This window comes from Lacticaseibacillus yichunensis (assembly GCF_003946405.1).
GTDB lineage: Bacteria > Bacillota > Bacilli > Lactobacillales > Lactobacillaceae > Lacticaseibacillus > Lacticaseibacillus yichunensis.
This window is the reverse complement of the sequence record NZ_RHOG01000001.1, coordinates 40,597-62,659: the sequence shown is the minus strand read 5'-3', so window position 1 is coordinate 62,659 and position 22,063 is coordinate 40,597. Positions and strand designations below refer to the sequence as shown.

Sequence of the window (22,063 nt, the reverse complement as noted above, 5' to 3'; positions counted from 1 at the left end):
ATGGCAACAGAAATGTTGGGGATGATCTTGGCGGGCGGTCAGGGACGCGGCTCGGCAAGTTGACAAAAAGCACGGCCAAACCGTCCGTTCCGTTTGGCGGCCGGTATCGGATCATCGATTTTACCTTGAGCAATCTGAGCAATTCCGGCGTGGACACAGTAGGGGTGATCACGCAGTACCAGCCGCTGGAACTCAACCGGCATGTGCAAAACGGGGCGAGTTGGGGGCTCAATGAGCGCGGCGCCGGCGTTACGATCTTGCAACCTTATGCGTCCAGCGAAGGCGAAAAATTTTTCGAAGGCACCGCCCATGCGATCTATCAAAATATTGCCTACATCGATTCATATGCCCCAGAGTATTTGCTCATTCTTTCGGGGGATCATATTTACAAAATGGATTATGAGCAGATGTTGGCGCAGCACAAGGCCAAAAAGGCGGCGCTGACGGTGGGGGTGATGCCGGTGTCGATGGATGAGGCGACTCGGTTTGGCATCATGAACACCGATGACACCGAGCGCATCATCGAGTTTGAGGAAAAGCCGGCCAAGCCAAAAAGCAACTTGGCGTCGATGGGCATCTATATTTTCAACTGGGACACGCTTCGCCGTTATCTGACGGAAAGTTATGCGACCGGCAGCGGCCTTGAGGATTTTGGTAAGGACGTGATTCCTGCCTATTTGGCGCACAACGAGCCGACTTATGCCTACGCCTTTCACGGCTACTGGAAGGATGTCGGCACGATTCACTCGCTGTGGGAGGCGAACATGGAATTTTTGTCTCCGCACAACTCGCTGAATATCGCGGATCGCAGCTGGCGCATTTACTCGCAAGCCGATGCCAATCCACCGCTTTTTGTCACCACCTCTGCGACGCTTGACCGGGCGATGGTGGTCGATGGCGCCTTCATCGCGGGCACCATCATCCACAGCATTATTTCACGCAACGTCAAGGTCGGCGAAGGGGCGGTGATCAAGGACACCATGGTGATGCCGGATGCGGTGATCGGCAAGAATGTCCACATCGACCATGCGATCATCGGTGAAAATGCGGTGGTGGGGGATGGCGGCGAGGTGATCGGCACGGAAAACGAGATCGCGGTCGTCGGCTATGGCGAAGTGGTCGGACGGAGGGAAAAGGAATGAAAAAAGGTGAAATTGCGGCGATCATCGATCTCAACGAAGACGGCGCGCTGGGGTCGTTGACGGCGGCGCGGCCCATTGGGACATTGCCGTTTGCCGGGCGCTACCGCCTGATCGATTTTCCGCTGTCGGCGGTGGCCCGGGCCAATGTGTATAGTGTCGGGCTGTTCATGCCGCGCTCCAGCCGCTCTGTGCAAGATCATGTGCGCAGCGGCGAGGCGTGGAATCTGGACCTTATTCAAGGCGGCGCTTTTCTCTTTCCGTATGTGGCGACGCGCGATTACGCGAATGCGGAGCTGCGCACCCGCTATTATGACAACTACAGCCAGTTTCTGCGGCGGTCCGGCGCGCCTTACACCGTGGTGATGGGCGCGCGCAACGTGGCCAACATCGACTTGGCGGCGGTGCTCGCTTACCACAAACTGGGCTCCAGCTCGATCACCGCGTTGTATAAAAATGTGACGCCGAATCGCGTCCGCGCCGATGATCCGCTGCTGACGCTGTCCGAGCTAAGCACCGCCAGCGCCGTGCTGAATGCCTCCCAGCAGAGCCTCTCTGGCCATGAAGAAAAATTGCCACGCTTCATGGAAGTGTATCTGCTGGACACAGTCTATCTGCTGGATCTTTTGGATCAGGCCAGTGCCGCCGGTGAATTCGCGCGCCTGCCTGAATTGTTGCGCGATGCGGTGCTGGAGCAAAATGCCAACGCCTTTGAATACACGGGGTACCTGGCCTTGATCAATGCGGTCGATCGGTATTATCAGGCGAATATGAGAATGCTGCAGGAGCGCAATTTTCAATCGCTGCTCTACAGCTCCATTCCTATTTTGACCAAAAGTAAAAACGAGGTGCCGACCTTTTTTGCCCATGAGTCAAAGGTGAGTGGCAGCCTGCTTGGGACCGGCGGATTCATCGAAGGGAGCGTCGCCCGCAGCGTGATCTCGCGTAACGTCACCGTGCATCGCGGCGCCGTGGTGGAAGACAGCGTGGTGATGCAAGGGAGCAAGATCTCCAATGGCTCCTTGGTGCGCCATGCGATCTTGGATAAGGGCGTGGTGATCGGACCCAATCTGGTGATCGAAGGCACGGCGGAGGCGCCGCTAGTGTTAAGTAAAAATCAGACCGTGTTCAAGCCGCTTGATCAGGAGGCGAACACCCATGCTTAAAGTGCTGTTTGCGGCGGCGGAAAGCGCACCGTTTTATAAAACAGGCGGCTTGGGGGATGTCGCCTATGCGTTGCCACAAGCTTTGGCCAAGACCGGCGTCGACGTGCGGGTGGTGCTCCCCTATTACGGGCAACTGATGCCGCCCCTTTTTCAAAAAGAGGTCCAGGAGCTGGCTCATTTCACGCTTCGGTTTGGCCAGCGCGATGTGTTTGTCGGCATCAAGTGCCTGAAGCTCGGGGCGGTGCCCGTGTATTTGATCGACAACGAGGAATTCTTCGGCCGGGACCACATTTACGGCGATTGGGACGACGGCGGCCGGTTCGGCTTTTTCTCGCTGGCCGTGATCGAGATGCTGCAGGTGCTGGATTTCATTCCAGATATTTTGCATGTCAACGATTGGCACACCGCGATGATTCCGGTGCTGCTCAAGGACAAATACAGTTGGGTCCAGCCACTGGCCAAGATCAAAACTCAGCTAACCATTCACAACCTGCAGTTTCAGGGGTGGTTTGGCGCCGCAGTGCTCGATGATGTGTTTGGCATCGGCCGCCAATTTTTCAACGACGATGGCTTTGCACAGGATGGACAGGTCAATTACCTGAAGGGCGGCATCAATTTTGCCGACCGGGTGTCCACGGTGTCGCCGAGTTATGCCGCCGAGATCCTGACGCCGGCATTTGGCGAGCATCTGGATGGCACCCTGCGCCGCCAGCGGGGCAAACTGATCGGCATTTTGAACGGCATCGACACGGCGCTGTACGATCCGCTCACGGATCCGGCGTTGGCCGCGCCGTTTGACCGCTTCAATCTCAGCGGCAAAGCGGCGGATAAATTGGCGCTGCAACAACGCGTCGATCTGCCGGCCAGCGAGGCGCCGTTGTTTGGGGTGGTCAGTCGGTTGACCGACCAAAAAGGCATGGGCTTGCTGGTCCAGGCGCTTGGCACCTTACTGGCCGGCAGCCACGCGCAAGTTGTGTTGCTGGGCACCGGTGAGCCAGGGCTGGAATCGGCGTTTCAGGCGCTTGCCCATCAGTTTCCGGCGCAAATGGCGACGGTGATCGGGTTTGACGTCACGCTTGCGCAGCAGATCTACGGCGGGGCGGATTATTTTGTGATGCCAAGCGCCTTTGAACCCAGCGGCCTTGCCCAGATGATGGCGATGCGGTACGGCACGATTCCGATCGTGCATGAAACAGGCGGCCTGCGCGATTCGGTCCGGCCGTTTGATCCGCGCGATGGGAGCGGCACCGGTTTTTCCTTCGCCGATTTCGCCCCAGCGACCTTAGGCAAAATGTTGCTGTGGGCGGCGGCCATTTACCGCGACCAGCCGCTGGTGTACCAGGGGTTGCAACACCACGCGATGGCAGAGGACTTTGATTGGGCGATCGCGGCCCAAGAATATCTTGTGGGTTACCGCGAGCTGACCGGACAGGAGTGACTTCATGAATCTGACAAAAGACCAAGTGAGTCAATTATTGCATGAGGCAGCCATCACGCTATTTGCGGATTCGCTGGAGGAGCTGCCGCCGCGCCAGCAATATCAAGCCCTGGCGTTTGTGGTGAAAGGGCTGGCCGGACCGACATGGGCGGCGGCCAAACACGGGGCCGACGAGCGGGGTCAAAAGCAGGTCTATTATTTTGCCATCGAGTTTATGCCGGGGCGCCTGCTTGCGTCCAATTTGTTGAACCTAGGGATTCTCGAACCCGTTGAGGCGGGGCTGCGCGCGCTTGGTCTTGACCCCGCCGCGTTATATGCCGAAGAGACCGAACCGGGCCTTGGCAACGGCGGTTTGGGGCGGCTAGGATCCGCCTTTTTGGACGCGATGGCGGCGGTGGGCATTGTCGGCAATGGCAATGGCATTCGCTATGATCAAGGCTTGTTCGAACAGCGCTTTGTGGATGGCTATCAAGTCGAGCTGCCGGATGACTGGCTGCGCGATGCGGATGTGTGGAAGACGCGCAAGGCCGACCGGGCAGTGATCGTGCGCTTCGGCGGGGAGGTGTTACTCGACCGCGACCGGCTCGGCCAGATCACGCCGGTCTATCGCGGGGTCGAGGAAGTCTTTGCGGTGCCTTATGACACGGCGATCATCGGCTATCACCAGCCGCGCATCAACACCATGCGGCTGTGGCACGCCGAGCCCGTTCCGGATGCGCCGGAAGTGCTGACCGCGGCGGCGCGGGCGCGCATCACCGCGATCACCGAGACGCTCTATCCGGACGATTCCAATCTTGCCGGCCAGGAGCTGCGCCTGCGCCAGGAATATTTTTTCGTGTCGGCTGGGCTGCAGAGCATTGTCGCGCATTTTCTCAAATATCATAAAAGCGTGCTGCAGCTGCCAAAATATGTTGCGGTCCACATCAATGATACGCATCCGGCGCTGGCGGTGGCTGAGCTGATGCGCCTGCTTTTGGATGAGCATCATCTCAGTTGGGAAAGCGCCTGGCAGACCACGGTCGCAACGCTGTCCTACACCAACCACACGCTGTTGCCCGAGGCGCTGGAACAATGGCCGGTGGATCTGCTTGCGGCGCAGTTGCCAAGGCTTTGGCAATTGATTCAAGAGATCGACCGCCGCTTTCGCCTGCGCTACACGGGGCCGTTTGGGCAGTTGTTGGTGGATCGCGCCGCGCCAATCATCGATGGGCAGATCAAAATGGCGGCGCTGGCCGTGATCGGCAGCCACACCGTTAACGGCGTGGCCAAGTTGCACACGCAATTGCTGAAGACGCAAACGCTCAAGGAACTGGCCACCATTTTTCCCGCCCGCTTTGTGAACAAAACAAATGGCATCACGCCGCGGCGGTGGCTCCAACTCGCCGACGCGCCGCTGGCCAGTCTGCTTGACCGGCAGATCGGCCCGCGCTGGCGGACAGAAGCACGGGAGATTGCTGGATTGGCTGACAAGCTGGACGACCCGGCTGTCCTGGATGCGCTGATCGCAGCGAAACAGGCCAACAAGGTCGCGCTGGCCGGCTACATTCAAGAGACGCTGGGGCTGACGGTGTCGCCGGCCATGATTTTTGACGTGCAGATCAAGCGGATGCACGCCTATAAAAGGCAGCTTTTGCATGTGCTCGGCATTTTGGAGGCGTATCAGGCGCTGCGGGCAGGGGAAACCCGGCCGGCCCGGCTGCACATTTTTGCCGCAAAGGCCGCGCCGAGTTATACCTACGCCAAAGATATCATCAAATTGATCAACACCGTTGCCGACCTCGTGAATCACGACCCGACCGTGAATGGGGCACTACAGGTCGCGTTTTTGCCGAATTACAATGTCTCGCTTGCGGAAAAGATCGTGCCGGCTGCGGATATTTCCGAGCAGATCTCGCTGGCCGGCATGGAGGCAAGCGGGACGTCGAACATGAAATTGATGACCGATGGCGCGATCACCTTGGCCACCCTAGATGGGGCCAACATTGAGATCACCGAAGCAGTGGGCACGTCGAACATCGCGCTGTTTGGCATGACCGCCGAGGAAGTGGCGGCGCGCCGGGCAGCAGGGTATGACCCGGCTGCGATTGCCGAAGCCGACCCGCGTTTGAAAAAAAGTCTGGGGATGCTGATCGACGGGTCGTTGCCGCTGGGATCGGCGGGGCACACGATTTATGACTCGCTGCTGGTCGATCATGATGAATATTTTGTGCTGGCCGATTATGCCAGTTATGTTCATGCCTCGCGGGCGCTTGACCAACTGTGGACGGATCCACACGGCTGGGCGGCGGTGGCGCTGCAAAACATTGCCGCCAGTGGCCGTTTTTCCGCAGACGACACGGTGCGGCGGTACGCCAAGGAGATCTGGCACGCGCTGCCGGCACGCGGTGGACAGGAGAAGTAGGGGGACTGATCGAGGCGTCGCAAAAACGGAGATGAAAGCTGGCAATTGATCTGGATATACAAAAATGGCGCCGGGGCATGTAGCCTCGACGCCGTTTTTGTGCGTTCATGATCAGGACTGCGCCATTTTTTTCGCTCAGTTGCCCATGGTCGGCAGGAGGGTCTCGCGCAGGCCACTGGTTTGGGTCATGCGGATATCCTTTGTGATGAAGATCGCCTCTGCGCCTTCGTTTTCGATGAAGTCCAGGCCACCCGGCAGGCCTTGGTAAAAGCCGACTGAGGAGAGCACATCGGCGGTTTCCGCGGAGTCGGCGACAACGGTGATGCTGGCCATGTCGGAGTCGACGGGCCGGCCGGTCTTTGGATCCAGCAAGTGGTGATACATCTGGCCATTTTTATCGAAGTGGCGGAAAAAGATGCCGGTGGTGACCACTGCGTTTGGCGCCGTGGTCAAGGTCGCGATCGGCAAAGCGTCTGGGTCGCGCGGATCAGCGATGGGCTCTTGCCACAGCGGAATGTTCGAGGCGCTATTGCGGAACAACACCTCGTTGCCGGCCAAATTGATCCGCCCACCGGTGACGCCTTCCTTGGCCCATAGCCGCTTGAGCTCATCGAGGATGAATCCCTTGGCGATGCCGCCCAGATCCAGTTCCATGCCGGCGCGGGTGAGAAAAACGGTCTGGTTCTCGCCGTCAAGCGCCACCAGATCTGGGTCACACAGCCGCAATTTTTCCTGAATGGCCGCTTCGTCAGGCACTTCGGCGTCATCGAAGCCGATATGCCACAAGGCGACCAGCGGCCCGATCAGCGCATTGTACCCCGCGCCGCGCTTGCTCCAGGCCACGGCCCGTGCGATCAGGTTGAAAACTGGGCGCACCTCGATTGTCACCGGCGCCACGCCAGCATTTTGATTGATCTGGCTAATGATGGAGTCTTTATCATAAAAGGATAAGAGGCGGGAATAGGCTGAGACCAGCGCGATGCTGTGGTCAAATGTTTCCGGGGTGCCGCCGCCATAGATCGTCAAGTCGTTGGTCGCGCCAAGTGCTTTGAACGAGACATATTCACTCATGAGAATACCTTCCTTTGATCAGTGTTATACTGAACCTGTACATCTAGTGTAAGCGTTTTTTCGCGTTGCGGCAACAATGGACCTGCATCTGGGTGCGGAGGCGCGCGGTCATGGTCAAGCAGGTAGGCTAGCCCGCGCATCTTGCCAGCGAGTGATGGGCGTACCTAACTGTTTCGACGATGCGCACCAGAGCCCGACATCTGGGTGCGAAGGTGCGCGACCATGGCCGAGCAGGTAGGCTAGCCCAGCGCTTGGTGGCGCATCTTGCCACCGAGTGATGGGCGTACCTAGCTGTCTCGGCGATGCGCACCAGAGCCCGACAACGCACAGGCTGTTTCAGCACCGAAACTTTGGGGAGGCGTCATCATGACGGAGTATTCTGCAGCGCAGCAAGAGGCATTGAATGAATTCAAGCTCGACATCGGTCATCTGAACGCGTTGTCGAACGCCAATCGGCAGAAGCTGATCATGTTACTTGGGGAAGTCTCCGGAGATCGCGGCATCAAGGTCAACGACCTCGCGGAGAAAATTGGCCTGTCTCAGCCGGCCACGTCGCATCATCTCAAGACCTTGCGCGACATCGGCATGGTGGATTCTCGGCAGGTGGGCAATGTTGTCTACTATTATTTGACACTCGACGATACGATCGCCCGTCTCGAGCGCCTGACCCGGGCACTGCGCCGACAGAGTCAGGGACTGTGAATAATTGATATAGTCGTAAAGACCCCAGGAACGTTCAGGTGGCGCAATGTCGCAGCGCCTGAACGTTCCTGGGGTCTTTTCTTATTGAGGGCACAGCAAACAGGCCGAAGCGTGCTCCGGCCTGCCAAATTTTAGGTTGGATCCCTTTCCCTCTTCATTTTCGAGATTCCTCCCGTCGGTGTTAGGGAACTTATTCAGTTTGAAATGCAGGTGGTACATTTTTCCGGTACTTCCCAGTACCGGGTCCGTTTAAGCCCTTTGGGTTACCCCCTTACTGCAGGTAACCGTCATTGCGTCGCTCGGGGTGGGTCGCGGGTTGGTTCCCGCCGGACTGACCGACGCTGGGAGAGAACTCGTGGCCAGCTCCTCCACGCCTCTCAGTGTCACGATTATAATAACCCTGGTAAGCGAATACGTCAACATTTTAGGTTGTAAAAAATGTGTACAATATACGTAAATGATTCTTCGAGACGTTTCTAGAAAACCCGCATTATGACGGCGGTAATATAGGCTATCTGCTTCCACAAACTCATCTTTGCGGCGGCGGAATTACCTCCTGAATCTGGTTAAATCGATTGTTCAATAAAGAACACATTTCGCCTGGCAAATACGATTTGAAATGTAAAGAGGGACCGAGGCGAGTATAGCCGGCGTCTTTCCGTGTCGATTGGAAGGAAAGACGCCGGGGAAAAAGACTGGTGCTTGCCTGTTGCCGATTCTAGGCCCGCTCTTTTCTTTGCCGCAGTGCTATGCTAAACTGACATTAATAATTCGACCGAAAGAGTTCAGTAGCTTTGTTGCGCGGTCCCAGAGAGTCGGCAGTCGCTGTGAGCCGATCCCGCAACAATACGCGAAATTACGCTCAGTCATTTTGATCGCGGGTGATGCCGCTATGCATCGACAAGTGATGGCCTCGGCCATAACAAGGGTGGTACCGCGATGACTCGTCCCTGTTTGCAAATTGCAAGCAGGGACTTTTTTTCGGCCAATGACACGAAAAATGGAGGAAAGCATGAATATCTTAGATGAACTCGCCTGGCGCGGTGCGCTGAATCAGATGACAGATGAGGAAGGGCTTCGCAAATTAACGACGGAAAAACATGTCGGCATCTATGTCGGAACCGATCCGACCGGCGACTCGCTTCATGTCGGGCATCTGATTCCGTTTATGATGCTCAAACGTTTTCAGCTGATGGGGCACAAGCCGGTGATCCTGATTGGAAGTGGGACCGGCTCGATTGGGGATCCCAGCGGTCGCAATTCCGAGCGTGTGCTGCAGTCGATGGAAACGATTCAAAATAATGCCAAGAAGCTGACGGCACAAATGGAGCGAATGTTTGGCCGCGACAACTTTGAGATCGTCGACAATTACAGTTGGCTGTCCAAGATCTCATTGCTGGATTTTCTGCGCGATTACGGCAAATTATTCCCGGTCAACCAAATGCTGGCCAAGGAAGTTGTCGCCAGTCGGCTTGAAAGTGGAATCTCCTTCACCGAATTCACGTACCAGATCCTTCAGTCGGTGGATTTCCTCAAGCTCTATCAAAACGAGGACGTGCAGGTGCAGCTGGGCGGCGCCGACCAGTGGGGCAATATCACCGCTGGCATCGATCTGATTCATAAGATCGAAGGCGCGGATGCCAAAGTTTACGGGTTGACCAACCCGCTGATGCTCAAGTCCGATGGCACCAAGTTTGGCAAATCCGCTGGTGGCGCTGTTTGGCTGGATCCAGAGAAGACCTCGCCGTATGAGTTCTACCAGTTCTGGTTCAACCAAGACGATGCCGATGTGGAAAAATTCCTCAAGTTTTTCACCTTCCTGTCGCAAGACGAGATCGCAGAACTGGTCGAAGCCATGCAGGCGCATCCGGAAAAGCGGGAAGCACAGCGGCGCCTGGCCGAGGAAGTCACCACCTTCGTTCATGGCGAAGAGGCGGTCAAGCAGGCCGAGGCGATCTCCGCCGCGCTGTTTTCCGGCGATGTTCAGGACCTGACTGCAGAGGAGATCAAGCAGGGCTTTTCCCAGGTGCCACAAAAGTCGTCGCCGGCTGTCGCTGAAAACATCATCACCTGGCTGGTCGATACGACGGGCATCGAGCCATCGCGGCGTCAGGCCCGCGAAGACGTGCAAAATGGCGCCATCACGGTCAATGGCCAGCGCGAACAGGACCTTGACGCGGTGATCGATCCGGCGAGTCATTTTGACGGCAAATATGTGATTGTCCGGCGCGGGAAGAAGAAATACTTCCTGGTCAATGTGACTGACTAACATTTGTTGAAAATAGGGACGCATCTCGCTGCCAAAACGGGATGCGTTTTTTTCGTTGCGGACGACTTGTGTAGACAGCAGAGGCCTGGTTGTTAAGTAACAAACAATGACCAAATACAAAGTTTTGGTTAAGGCGGTCAAACAGCCACTGCTTATTCTCACAGTGACTATTTCATGAGGACCATCGCATCCCCGGACTACACAGGGAAACCTTTTGATAATTACAAATTAAAACTTATCGCAAGATGACTCACTAAGTTAGCTAAAAGGCGTCATATTGCGGACTGTGACAAAAGTTTGTGACAGCGGAAACGAATTGTTGCCGCATGGTAATTGCCTTGTAATGCTCTCGTAACACACCAACTGTACACTAGCTCTCGTTGAGTAAATCGAAAGTGTAGGTGGACGTGTGATGAAAGCACATCAATTACTAACTGGTATTCTGGCCGCGGGGTTCATTCTTGCCTCTGCAGGAGCTGTTGGGGCAACCCCTGTTTCCGCCAGTGCCTCATCCGACGCGCAAAACGCCATTACGGCTAATAAAACGAAGACCGAATTGCTGCTTGACCAGATTTCGACGGCCAACAGTAAGGTCATTAAACTGAATAACGATATCACCGCAAAAAATAAGTCGATCACCGCGACACAAGACAAGATCGATGACACGACCAAGACCATCACCAAGCTTGGCGGCCAGATCAATGAGGCCAAAGCCGAAGTCAAGGCGCGCGACAATGTCATGAAAAAACAGCTCAAGTCCTTGCAGAAGCAAGCGGGCGACAGTGTGACCGGCAATGTTTATGTCGATTTCGTGCTGAACTCCCAGAGCCTTTCCGACCTTGTTTCCCGCTCCTTCACCGTGAATAAGCTGAACCAAGCGAACAAAGACGCCATGGATTCAGTTGTCAGCGCGAAAAACAAGCTGGCCGGTTTGCAGAAGAACCAGGAAGACAAGAAGACAAGCTTGGTCGACAGCAAAGACAAGCTCGTTTCCGACAAAGCCAACTTGGTTTCCCTTCAAAAAGAGGCCAAGGCTGAGCAATCTGCTTTGAACAAAAAGATCAAAGCAAACCGCTCGACGTTGGTGAAACTGCAGGCCACTTTTGCCAAGGCCCAAGCAGCTGAAGCAGCAGCTTACACCAAGGCTCTTGAACAGGCTCAGGCGGCTGCGCGTCAGGCACGCCTTGCCAAGCTTGCAAGCACCACCGTTGTCACGAAGAAGGCGGCTACAGTTGCAACGCCGACCACGACGACAACAACAAATCAAAACAACTCGAGCAATGGCGCCACGCACGACGCTGGTGACAGCGGCAACAGCTATGCATGGGGTCAGTGCACCTGGTATGTGAAGAGTGTTGCACCGTGGGCTGGCAACATGTGGGGCAATGGTGGCCAGTGGGGTGCCTCTGCTCAGGCGGCGGGCTTTGATGTCGACCACACCCCTGAAGTTGGCTCGATCATCGTCTTTCTTCCAGGCCAAAGCGTTGGCAATTGGACGGCAGACCCAAGCTATGGACATGTGGCTTATGTGACTGGCGTTTCCGGTAACAGTGTGACCTTTAACCAAGGCGGCATGGGCTTCTCCAATCCAGCTGGCCCGAATACTCAGACGATCAGCAATGCGACAAGCTACACCTACATTCACCACTAAGCAACTCTTTCAAGAAGACGCGAGATGACATCGCGTCTTCTTTTTCATATTCCAACAGGGAAGATGGTATACTTTGTTTATCAAGGCGAATGGGGCGATAAGATGCGCTATGCGGTAGTCGGTGCGATGTTTCAAGATGTCTCGTTGACAGTTTTTCACAGTGGACTCGATGATGAACCGCTGGATTTTGAAAAAGCGATTCGCCAGGCCCTCAGTCAGGTGATCGCAGGTCTCGCCGCGTCACCGCTGGCAGATCTGCATGCGCTGACGGATGAGGTGATGCAGGTCCTGATGGCCAAACAGGCGGACCTACATGCGCTGGATGATGAGACAGGGGACAATCTGACCGTCAACTGGCTGGCGGATGACCATTTCATCATCTCGGTGATGGACGAAACGGAGCAGTTTCAGCTGTCTGTCGCGGTGACGCCGATCATCGAATCAACGGATTGATCACCGAAGTCGCCGCAATCGGGCGGCTTTTTTTAATGGCGCCATGAAAACGCATCTAAATATGACGTCTGTTATGAGAAACCGCAGACCGTCGCGCGATGTTAACACGTTTGTAACGCAAATGTAACGGGCATCTGCTATCCTCGTAGTTAATGAATCACTGGGGAGTGAGTGGATAAATGAAGTTCTCGAAAGTACTGACTGTTTTCGCCGCTGCGACAATGATCGCCGCCGGTGTTGGGGAAGGCCAAGTCGTATCCGCCGATGACGTCTCGGATGCGCGCGCCGCTGTTTCTGCCAATCAAAGTGAAAGTGCACAACTGCTGGCCAAGATCCAGGTCGCGACCGGCAAAGTCGACAAGCTGAACAACGATGTCTCCGATAAGATCGTTGCGATCGCCAGCACCCGCACGCAGATCACGGCGACCAGCAAGACGATCAAGGCCTATGATGGCAAGATCGCCCAGGCGAGTTCTGAATTGACCTCACGCAAAAAGGTGCTCAAAAAGCAGCTGATCTCCTTGCAGAAAAAGGCAGGGGACAGCGTGACGGGCAACGTTTATTTCGATTTCCTGCTCAACTCGACGAACCTTTCCGACCTTGTTGACCGCACCTTGACCGTCAACAAGCTCGATCAGGCAAACAAAGACGCCATGAACTCTGTGGAAGCCGCAAAGACCAAGCTTAGCGACATTCGCAAGGACCAGCAGACGAAAAAGACGCAGCTGGTCGCCAAGCAAGACAAGCTGGTTCAAGATCAAAAGCAGCTCGTGACCTTGAAGAAAGCCGCAGTGAAGTCGCAGGCGGCCCTGACCAAGGAATACAACGCGCACAAGACCGAACTTGTCGCGTTGCAAAACAAGCTGAACAGTGCGACCGCCGCAGCGGCAACGCTGAAGGCAGCCAAGGAGACAGAAGCAGCCAAGGCCAAGATGGTCCAGACCGCGACGAACACCCCGGTCAAGGCTGCGACTCAGACCGTCACCGTCTCTAAGAAGAGCACCGCGACGACCACGCCAAAGGCTAGCAGCAACGCGACCGGCATCGTTGGCATTGCGGAAAATTATCTTGGTGTCCCTTATGTCTATGGCGGATCTACTCCTGCTGGGTTCGATTGCTCCGGTTTTGTTCAGTATGTTGAGCGTGCTGCAGGTGTCTCACTTCCACGGACATCCATGGCGCAAAGCACAGTTGGCACCTACGTTTCCCTGAGCAACTTACAGGTTGGCGATCTTGTCTTCTGGGGCGGGGTTGGCAGCGCCTATCACGTCGGTATCTACATTGGCGGCGGTCGCTACATTCATGCACCAGCACCAGGCCAGAGCGTTTCCATCCAAAGCATCTCTTACTTCAGCCCGAGCTTCGGCCGGCGTCTGTAAGCAATAAACGAGAACAAGAATTTGCATCACTCCCTGTCGACCCCGCTGATTCGAGGTCGACTTTTTTTCTTCTATATAAATAGTGGCGCGCGGACGTATTCTCCTTGGCGCACGAAAAATGCAACCGTTTTTCGCCGCGACGCAGCGCATTTGGTACAATGTAGAAAAGTGCTTGGAGGGATCCGCGTTGAAACATAATAAATTGATCGTGATCACCGGCGCGACTGGGACGGGCAAGACCACGGTCAGCAGCTATTTGACAGAACAGTATCGCATTCGCCGGGTGATGACGCACACCACGCGGCCGCCGCGCCCCGGCGAGCAAAACGGCGTGGATTATTATTTTGAGACGCCGGAGACTTTTGCCACCAAGCATTTTATCGAGCATGTGACGTATGCGGGGTATGAATACGGCTCGTCGTATGAATCGCTGAATAAGGCCTGGGCGAAGGCGAATTTTTGCAGCATCGTGCTGGACACCAAAGGCGCGATCACGTATGCCAAGGAGTTGGGTGACAAGATCTCGATTCTCTACTTGACGATCAAGGACCCATCGATTTTAAAGGCGCGCCTGCTCAATCGCGGCGACGACCCTGAGATGGTGGCAAAACGGCTCGCGAGTCCGGAGTACACGCGCGACCTGACGCTGCCGGCTGAGCTGGGCGACCTGTCGACAGTGATCATCAATGACGATTGGGAGACGGCCAAGCGTCACATCGATGCCTATATCAAGGATTGTGCCTTGCGTGCGGTGGGGTTGCGGGACTGACTCGCGGCGTCTAGACCGGCGCTGCCTAAATCGTAATGGCTGAAAGAAACGCCTTGAACACGCTGATTTTGTGTGCTAATCTGTAGCTGTTAATCGTAATGATGATTTTTCGGCAAGGAGGCACATGATGGATCAGGCAACGATCGCAATCGCGCGGATGAAGGACAATGGGCTGCGGGTGACCAAGCAGCGGCGTGACATGGTGGATTATTTGGCCAAGCACGAAGAAAGCTACGTCAAGGTGACCAGCGTGGATCAGTACATGCGTAGCCGGTATCCAGGCCTCTCGCATGACACGATCTATCGCAATGTGAAAGAGTTCCAGAAGCTTGGAATCCTCGAATCCGATGTGGAAAATGAGCAGGCGATCATCAAGCTGCAGTGTGACTTCAATCACCCGCATCATCACCACTTCATCTGTACGAATTGCCATCGCGTGCAGGAGCTTCAGATGTGCCCGCTGGACTACTTTGAGGATCAGGTGCCTGGCGCCAAGATCTCCAGTCACAATTTCGAGCTTTATGGCATCTGCGCGGATTGTGCGGCGAAAATGGCGGCCACAAAATAAATAGATGTATTCTGCGCGCAGAGTTGCGCGCCTTTTTTATATTCTTAACCAGCATCTGATGCGAATTAAGGTACACTAGAAATAAAGTTTGCCAAAGGAGGCCTGGAGATGGCTTATCGGACACCGCCGTTGATATCACCGGCTGCGATCGTTTCTATCATTATTCTGATATCTGGGTATAACATCATCAACGTCTCGGTCAACCCATCGAGTCAGCCCAAGTCGGCCGAGTCGCAAAGTTTGTCGATCTCGCGGCAAAAAGCGAGTGAGAGCCTTTCGAGCACGAGTAGTAAGCCAAAACCGCCAACGGATGACAGCTCATCGTCAAGCAGCAGCGAGTCGAGCAGTGCGTCCAGCGACAGCACAAACGCGACGTCCAGCAGTCGCGATACTACTAGCGCCAGCAGTTCCAGCGCGGAGAAGGCCAGCAGCAGCTCGTCGACAAAGGACAAGGACGCCAGCACCAGTAGTCGTGACGAGGACACCAGCAGCGAGAGCAGTAGCGCCGCCACGAGCAGTAGCAGTGACTCGAGCGCTGCCAGCAGCACGGATGAGGCGACCACAGATGGCGAGTAACGAAGGGAGACGTGGCCAGTGCTAACATTATTGGATCTGCTTAATCGCTTGTTGGGCTATTTTAATATTCAAGATAAAGCGAAAGGCCGCGCCTTCACCATCGTGGCGTTTGCGGCCAACTTTTATTTGCTGGTCGTCGCGATCATGAATCTGCGTTATGCGAATTACCGCATTTATGGCATCGTCTTTTTGATCAGTTTTCTGGTCCTGTTTTATTTCATCATCATCAATTTCATTTATTATTTCACCGATAAACAAGTGCCGTGGGACATTTCGCGCAAGGTCGAGAAGTTGCTTGGCGGCGACAAGGCCCATCTCAAGGAAACGGAGAATCAGCTCAAGCATCAGGCTCCGCTTGGCGCGTCAAATGGCCTGTTTGCCAGTGACAAGCTCTTGCCAGCCACTGTCAGCATCAGTCCCGCGCAACGCGAAAATCTGACCGCGCTGGTCGACACCTTGGTGCAACAAGGCTCCCTCAGCCTCAATTATCAGGGGCTCGACGACGCGATGATCCTGCGCGTGGCCCAAGAGACAAAACAGCCGGTTCAGGCACTGGGCAGCGGCTTTGAACTCCCATTTTTCGACCTGCAGGCGCGTGACTCGACGCTCGTGGTGCTTGGCGGACTCAATGCGCTTCAGGTCAGCGAATTGGCCACGATCGAGCGGGTCGGCCTGATGCCGGTCGCGGCGGCGCAAAAAGATTTTTCACTGGCGCTGGCGCATGTTTTCTTGACCGGCGGCGAGGAAAAACAGCTTGGCAGGCGCGGTCTTATCACAAAGCGTTCACCCTATAAACTAGTCGTCCAGCTCGCGTATACGGCGAAGAATGAGTGACTTTGCGACGCGATCGTTTGCATTTGTGGGTGGTTTTCTGGTTAAATAGAACTAATCACTGTGTTTTCTAGTGGAGATGCGAAAAGCTGCCACCACGTTCAGCTGGTGGCGGCTTTTTGTATTCATCAGGAATGACACTGACCAAACAAGGAGGGATCAGGATGTCGATGATCGAGTTTCATGACGTCGAGAAGTATTACGGGAAGTTTCATGCGCTGAAGGATATCAATTTGACCATTGAGCGCGGTGAAGTGGTGACGATCATTGGCCCGTCAGGCTCAGGGAAAAGTACCCTGCTGCGGACCATCAACGGCCTCGAGCGGATCTCGTCCGGCCAGTTGATCGTAAACAATTTTGACTTGGCCGACAAAAAGACCAACATGAATAAGATTCGGAAAAATGTGGGGATGGTCTTCCAGCATTTTAATCTCTATGCCAACAAGACGATCTTGGACAACATCACGCTCGGCCCATTAATGGTCCTGAAGCGCGACAAGGCCGAGGTCGAAAAAGAGGCCTACGACTTGCTCGACATGGTCGGGCTCAAGGATCAGGCGAAAAAGTATCCGGCGATGCTGTCCGGTGGCCAAAAACAGCGTGTGGCCATTGCGCGTAGTCTGGCGATGAAGCCGGCCGCCATTTTGTTCGACGAACCAACTTCCGCGCTGGATCCCGAAATGATCGGGGATGTGCTGGATGTCATGCAGACGATCGCCAAGGAAGGCATGACGATGGTCGTCGTCACTCACGAAATGGGCTTTGCTCGACGCGTGGGCGACCGCATCGTCTTTATGGCAGACGGCCAGATTCTGGAGGACGCCAGCGATGTCAACGGGTTCTTCGATCACCCGAAGGAACCGCGGGCCCAGGAGTTCATCAGCAAGATTCTCAATCATTAAGGGGGCAGTGCCATGCAGAAATGGAAAAAGTGGCTTGCCTTAGCTGCCACCATGCTCGTGGCGCTTGCGCTCAGCGGCTGCGGCCAAAACGCGGCGAGCCGGGATGCGTTGGCGCACGCGAAGCAAACAGACACGCTCGTCTGGGGCGTGAAAGCCGACACCCGCTTGTTTGGGCTGATGAATGTCAAAACCGGCAAGATCGAAGGGTTTGACATTGACATGGCCAAGGCCCTGACCAAGCAAGTCTTAGGGAAAAAGGGAAAGGCGCAGCTCGTTCAAGTCACCTCTGATACCCGGGTGCCGATGCTTAAAGGCGGCAACGTAGACGCCGTGATCGCCACCATGACGATCACCCCAGACCGGGAAAAAGTGCTCGATTTTACCGATTCGTATTTCAACGCCGGCCAGTCGCTACTGGTCGCCAAGGGTAGCAAGATCAAAAGTGTCAAGGACCTGACCGCCGATACCAAGGTGATCGGGGTCCAAGGCTCAAACTCAGTTGATAACATCAAAAAGGCCGCGCCGCAGACGACTGTTTTACAGCTCTCGGATTACGCGCAGGCCTTCACCGCGCTCAAGTCGCACCAAGGGGATGCCCTGACGACTGATAACGGGATTCTTTACGGGATGAGCCAGCAGGACAGTAATTACGTCGTTGTCGGCGGCACATTCACCAAGGAACCTTATGGGATTGCGCTCAACAAGGGCCAGACTGCGCTACAGCAGGCGCTGAACAAGGCGCTGAAGACGCTGCGTGCCAACGGGACCTATGAAAAACTCGTCAACAAGTGGTTTGGTGATATCCCAGGCTTTGATATCAAGGAGGTGGAATGATGTTCACGATTCTTTTTGATCACGCCTCAGAACTGTTTTCTGGCCTCGGGTACACGCTCGGCGCGAGTTTCATCGCGCTGATCGGCAGCCTCGTGCTCGGCACCTTGTTTGCCCTGATGGAGATCGGGCAGCACAAATGGGTGCGCGTGATTGGCCGCGCCTATGTCGAGGTCGTCCGCAACATTCCGCTTCTGGTCATCACGATGGGCTTTTACGTGATCGTACCGATGTTCATCGTCCAAGTCGACGGGTTCACCGCGGGCACGATCGGCCTGACGATCTACACCAGTGCATTTATCGCCGAGACCATTCGCTCGGGGATTCAATCCGTTTCCTCTGGCCAGATGGAAGGCGCCCGCTCAGTTGGGTTGACCTATTATCAAGCGATGTTCCACATTATTTTTCCGCAAGCGATCAAGATCGTGATTCCCCCGCTGGGCAACCAGTTCATCAACCTGGTGAAAAATAGCTCGATCTTGGCGTTCGTGGCCGGCTTTGACTTGATGTACCAGGGCAAGATCATTGCCAATTCGACCTTCAACACCTTCGATACTTATCTGGCGGTCGGCCTCTTGTACCTGATCGTCACCATGCCGCTGTCGTATCTGATGCGGTTTCTCGAGAAAAAATGGAAGACAGCCTAATAGGAGGGGTGCATGATGCAAAACTTTATTGATGCGTATTCTGCGATCAACCTCCGCTATTTGTTCGAGGGGTTGTGGATCACAACAGAGGTCTCTGTTGTCTCGATCTTCTTTAGTTTTATCATTGGCACGCTGATGGGCGTGGCGCGGTACGTGAATATTAAATACTTCAGTGCGATCATCGGCTTTATTATCGACTTGATTCGCAATCTGCCGCTTCTGCTGATTCTGTTTTTCACCTACTTCGCGCTCCCGAACATCGGCGTGCGGCTGGCGGTGATTCCGGCGTCGATCGTGGCGATGACGGTGTTTGAATCGGCGATGCTCGCGGAGATCATCCGAAGCGGGATCAACGCGGTGCCAGTCGGTCAAATGGAGGCCGCCCGCAGCAATGGCTTGACCTATGTGCAGGCCATGACCGTCGTGATCTTGCCGCAAGCTTTCAAGGCGATGATTCCAGCCCTGGTCAGCCAGTTCATTTCGCTGGTCAAGGATACAAGTTTGGCGACGATCATTTTGTTGCCGGAATTGACCTATCACGCGCAGATCATTTACGGGCAAAACGTCAACTACACGATTCCGATGTTCGTGGCGCTGGCGGTGCTGTATTTTGTGTTCAACTATGCGCTGTCTTTGATCTCGCGGGTCATCGACCGCCGCATGAGTCGGACGCGGGCGTAACGGACATTTGGCTCACGAGCGCGCAAGTACAATGATGCGCGGAGTTAACGGCCCGACCAAGCTAATGCAGAATTGAAAAATAGTTCGGAGACGCAACGACAATTGTTGTGCGACCGAACTATTTTTTTGCCTACACGTGTTTATTTTGCCGGTTCCGGTTCTGCTGGCCACTCAATAGCCGTGAAGCGGTGGGCCTTGCGAACATAATGGATCAGGCCGAGCAGGGAGAAGAAGGCGAAGATGCAGAATAGCACGAGAAGGTCTGAGCCTGGGAACGTGCCAATCATGAGGGTGTGCCGCAGCGCATCGACGACATAGGTGAGCGGAAGGAATGGGTGAATTGCTTCAAAGAAGCCACCCGAAAGCTGAATCGGGTAGGTGCCAGCCGAGCCGCCCAGCTGGAGGACGAGGATGATCATGGCAAGGAAGGACCCGGACTTGCCCAGTGCCAGGTTCAGCCAGGTGACCAGGCTCATAAACGTGACCGCGGTGAGCGCCAGGACCAGCCAAGTCTGGAAAAGGTGAACCGGGGCCAACTCGACGAAGCCGACCATGCTGGCCAGCAAAATTGTGGCTGCGAGGACTGCCACGCCGTCGAGGAAGATGACCTTGCTGCCCCACCAGGCGACCCCATGTTTTGGCTTGGCATATGGCGTGTCCGTATCGAACATCAGGTTCATCGCCAAGGCGCAGACAAACAGAGAAACGCCGAGCATGTAAGGGGCCATCCCGGTGCCGTTATTGGCGACCGTATCTTCTTCGGTCTGCTTGAGAGTGACTGGCGAGGCAAACGCGGCGGACTGTTTGTGAGAATAGTGAAGGGTTGGCAGCGAGCGGGTCGCCGTGGCGAGCTTGGTCGAAAGCGTGGTGGCGCCGGTCGCCAATTTCTGTGAGCCAGTCGCAAGCGTGGCGGTGCTGTTGGCGGCTGTTTTACTGCCCGAGGCGAGCGTGGTCACCCCGGTCGTGAGCGTCGTCGCCCCGCTATTGAGGCGTTGGCCTTGAGTGGTGAGTGTCGCGAGGCCGCTGGTCAGTTGGGTCGCGCCACTGGCTAGTTGCGCAACCCCGCTGGTCATTGACTCGATCTTTGGCGTGGCTGCCTGCAATCCTTGACTCAGCTGTGCGGCGCCAGTTTCAAGCTGGGCATTTGCCGCAACTGTTTTTCCCAGCCCAGCGCTTACCTGCTGGCTGCCCGTCGCGAGCTTGGTCGTGCCTTGCGCAACGGCCTGATCAGCCTGGGCAAGGCGGGTGGCGCCGGCCGTCAGCTGCGCCAGCGCGGCCTTGGTGGAAGTGGTATCCGTTGGCGATGCGGCACTGAGCTGGGTGAGTGCCGTCTGAAGCTGAGTCAAAAGTGGGCTCAGCGATTTGAGCTGTTGTGCTTGCGCTGCGCGGACCGTCTGACTTGCGGCTTCTTGCATGGCCTGGGTCTGGGCAGCGGTCAGATGCAAACTGCTGGCTTCTTTGGCCAGGGCATCGCTGACAGCTGTACTTGCCGTGTCACTACCAAGGCCTTTGAGTGCGGTCTGGACGGCCGTGGTGAGCTTGCTGAGGCCCGCGAGCTGCGTCTGGACTGCCTCACTTTTCGCCGTTGCCGATTGAAGGGCGGTGCTGAAGGTCGCAAGATTAGTGGCCAGCGCCTGACTATTTTGGGCAATGGTGGCTGTGCTGGTCTTCAGTGTCTGAATAGTTGAATTGAGGTCCGCCGCACTGGCTTGCAGCTTAACGAGCGCCGGCTGGGTCTGGGCCAAGCCATTGCTGACGTTGGTCGCGCCTGTCGCAAGCTTTGTCATACCACTGGTCAATGCGGGCAGCTGAGCGGAGGCGGTGGTCAGGCCGGCGCTGATTTTCTCGCTTCCGCTTTCCGCCGTGGCGACCGCCTGCACATAGGCACCGATACCTGTTTTCAGCGTTTGGCTACCTTGATCGAGGGTCAGCGTGCCATTTGCGAGTTTCTTCAAGGCACTCGCCAGTTGCTTGGTGCCGGCCGCCGCAATCGCGCTTCCGGAAGCCAGGGTCTTGCTCCCTGTGCTGGCCTGGTTGAGCCCGCCTTCAAGCTGCGTGACGGCCGCGACAAGGGTCTTGGCATATTGCGCGGCAATCTGGCCGTTCAGCGTCTTTTGCATCGTAGTCGCAGCGCTGCTTGCCATTTTTCCCGCAATGAAGCTGTGGCCAGAGCTTGTCGCAAGCTTCAGGGTCATCGTCTTGGGCGTCTTGCTCAGAAGCGTCGTGGCGTTCTTAGAAAAATCGGTCGGAATCGTATAAACGGCGTAATATTCCCCAGACTTCAGGCCGGCTGCGGCTTCCTTGGCCGTCGCTTGTCTGAAATCGAGCGGCTTGCTCTTGCGCAGGTTGGCGCTCAGGTCTTTGCCGACAGAAAGCGTGGCGCCATTCATCGCGGCCGGCCGATCTTCGTTGACGATCGCAACCGGCAGCTCATCGAGTTTGCCATACGGGTCCCACATCGAACTGAGGAACGTGACGCCATAGATCGCGGGAATCAAGGCGATCGCGAAAAAGACGATGAGCATGAATTTATTTTTGAGTAGGTGTTGCCATTCTGCTTTGAGCATCTGCAAGTTCCTTTCTGTATCG

At 55.7% G+C, this 22,063-nt stretch carries 18 protein-coding genes and 1 pseudogene; 17 read left to right on the top strand and 2 right to left on the bottom strand.

From position 1 onward, the window contains the following. From EKM95_RS00250 to glgP, 4 genes and pseudogenes are all read left to right on the top strand, one after another. A pseudogene (locus tag EKM95_RS00250) lies at positions 1-1,142 on the top strand (glucose-1-phosphate adenylyltransferase). Beyond that, complete coding sequence (gene glgD / locus EKM95_RS00245; RefSeq protein ID WP_125695826.1) at positions 1,139-2,305, top strand: glucose-1-phosphate adenylyltransferase subunit GlgD; 1,167 nt, start codon at positions 1,139-1,141, stop codon at positions 2,303-2,305. The pseudogene EKM95_RS00250 and the gene glgD overlap by 4 nt, the downstream one beginning before the upstream one ends. After that, positions 2,298-3,743: a glycogen synthase GlgA gene (gene glgA / locus EKM95_RS00240; protein WP_125695825.1), complete on the top strand. Its 1,446-nt coding sequence runs from the start codon at positions 2,298-2,300 to the stop codon at positions 3,741-3,743. The genes glgD and glgA overlap by 8 nt, the downstream gene beginning before the upstream one ends. Before the next feature lie 4 nt (positions 3,744-3,747). Continuing rightward, positions 3,748-6,144, top strand: a complete 2,397-nt coding sequence (gene glgP, locus EKM95_RS00235; protein WP_125695824.1) for a glycogen/starch/alpha-glucan family phosphorylase — start codon at positions 3,748-3,750, stop codon at positions 6,142-6,144. Between the two features lie 135 nt (positions 6,145-6,279). Here glgP and EKM95_RS00230 read toward each other — a convergent pair whose 3' ends face one another. Further along, the gene (locus EKM95_RS00230; RefSeq protein WP_125695823.1) at positions 6,280-7,215 is read right to left on the bottom strand and encodes an FAD:protein FMN transferase; all 936 of its coding nucleotides are present in this window, start codon (positions 7,213-7,215) and stop codon (positions 6,280-6,282) included. A gap of 366 nt (positions 7,216-7,581) precedes the next feature. Here EKM95_RS00230 and EKM95_RS00225 point away from each other — a divergent pair, with 366 nt between their 5' ends. From EKM95_RS00225 to EKM95_RS00165, 13 genes are all read left to right on the top strand, one after another. Then, on the top strand, positions 7,582-7,917 hold the full coding sequence (locus EKM95_RS00225) for an ArsR/SmtB family transcription factor (protein WP_125695822.1): 336 nt from the start codon (positions 7,582-7,584) through the stop codon (positions 7,915-7,917). 1,012 nt (positions 7,918-8,929) lie between these two features. After that, a complete protein-coding gene (gene tyrS, locus EKM95_RS00220; protein WP_125695821.1) occupies positions 8,930-10,186 on the top strand; it encodes a tyrosine--tRNA ligase in 1,257 nt (418 codons plus the stop codon). A gap of 412 nt (positions 10,187-10,598) precedes the next feature. After that, positions 10,599-11,837 (top strand): CHAP domain-containing protein, encoded by a 1,239-nt coding sequence (locus EKM95_RS00215; RefSeq protein WP_125695820.1) that lies wholly within the window; start codon positions 10,599-10,601, stop codon positions 11,835-11,837. A gap of 24 nt (positions 11,838-11,861) precedes the next feature. After that, entirely contained in the window at positions 11,862-12,290 is a 429-nt protein-coding gene (locus tag EKM95_RS00210) for a hypothetical protein (RefSeq protein WP_125695819.1), read from the top strand. 179 nt (positions 12,291-12,469) lie between these two features. Next, complete coding sequence (locus tag EKM95_RS00205) at positions 12,470-13,669, top strand: C40 family peptidase (RefSeq protein ID WP_125695818.1); 1,200 nt, start codon at positions 12,470-12,472, stop codon at positions 13,667-13,669. Positions 13,670-13,856: 187 nt separating this feature from the next. Then, positions 13,857-14,438 carry a guanylate kinase gene (locus tag EKM95_RS00200; protein ID WP_225423085.1) on the top strand — a complete coding sequence of 194 codons (582 nt, stop codon included), beginning with the start codon at positions 13,857-13,859 and terminating at the stop codon, positions 14,436-14,438. 127 nt (positions 14,439-14,565) lie between these two features. Then, on the top strand, positions 14,566-15,006 hold the full coding sequence (locus EKM95_RS00195; protein WP_125695816.1) for a Fur family transcriptional regulator: 441 nt from the start codon (positions 14,566-14,568) through the stop codon (positions 15,004-15,006). 108 nt (positions 15,007-15,114) lie between these two features. Next, on the top strand, positions 15,115-15,582 hold the full coding sequence (locus tag EKM95_RS00190) for a hypothetical protein (RefSeq protein ID WP_125695815.1): 468 nt from the start codon (positions 15,115-15,117) through the stop codon (positions 15,580-15,582). Between the two features lie 18 nt (positions 15,583-15,600). Further along, the gene (locus EKM95_RS00185) at positions 15,601-16,416 is read left to right on the top strand and encodes a DUF6681 family protein (protein ID WP_125695814.1); all 816 of its coding nucleotides are present in this window, start codon (positions 15,601-15,603) and stop codon (positions 16,414-16,416) included. Positions 16,417-16,577: 161 nt separating this feature from the next. Further along, positions 16,578-17,315, top strand: a complete 738-nt coding sequence (locus EKM95_RS00180) for an amino acid ABC transporter ATP-binding protein (RefSeq protein ID WP_125695813.1) — start codon at positions 16,578-16,580, stop codon at positions 17,313-17,315. 12 nt (positions 17,316-17,327) lie between these two features. Next, entirely contained in the window at positions 17,328-18,149 is an 822-nt protein-coding gene (locus tag EKM95_RS00175) for a glutamate ABC transporter substrate-binding protein (RefSeq protein WP_125695812.1), read from the top strand. Next, a complete protein-coding gene (locus tag EKM95_RS00170; RefSeq protein WP_125695811.1) occupies positions 18,149-18,793 on the top strand; it encodes an amino acid ABC transporter permease in 645 nt (214 codons plus the stop codon). The genes EKM95_RS00175 and EKM95_RS00170 overlap by 1 nt, the downstream gene beginning before the upstream one ends. Before the next feature lie 15 nt (positions 18,794-18,808). Continuing rightward, the gene (locus EKM95_RS00165) at positions 18,809-19,474 is read left to right on the top strand and encodes an amino acid ABC transporter permease (protein ID WP_125695810.1); all 666 of its coding nucleotides are present in this window, start codon (positions 18,809-18,811) and stop codon (positions 19,472-19,474) included. Between the two features lie 140 nt (positions 19,475-19,614). Here EKM95_RS00165 and EKM95_RS00160 read toward each other — a convergent pair whose 3' ends face one another. Then, a complete protein-coding gene (locus tag EKM95_RS00160; protein WP_164510022.1) occupies positions 19,615-22,041 on the bottom strand; it encodes a YhgE/Pip domain-containing protein in 2,427 nt (808 codons plus the stop codon). Positions 22,042-22,063 lie beyond the last annotated feature (22 nt).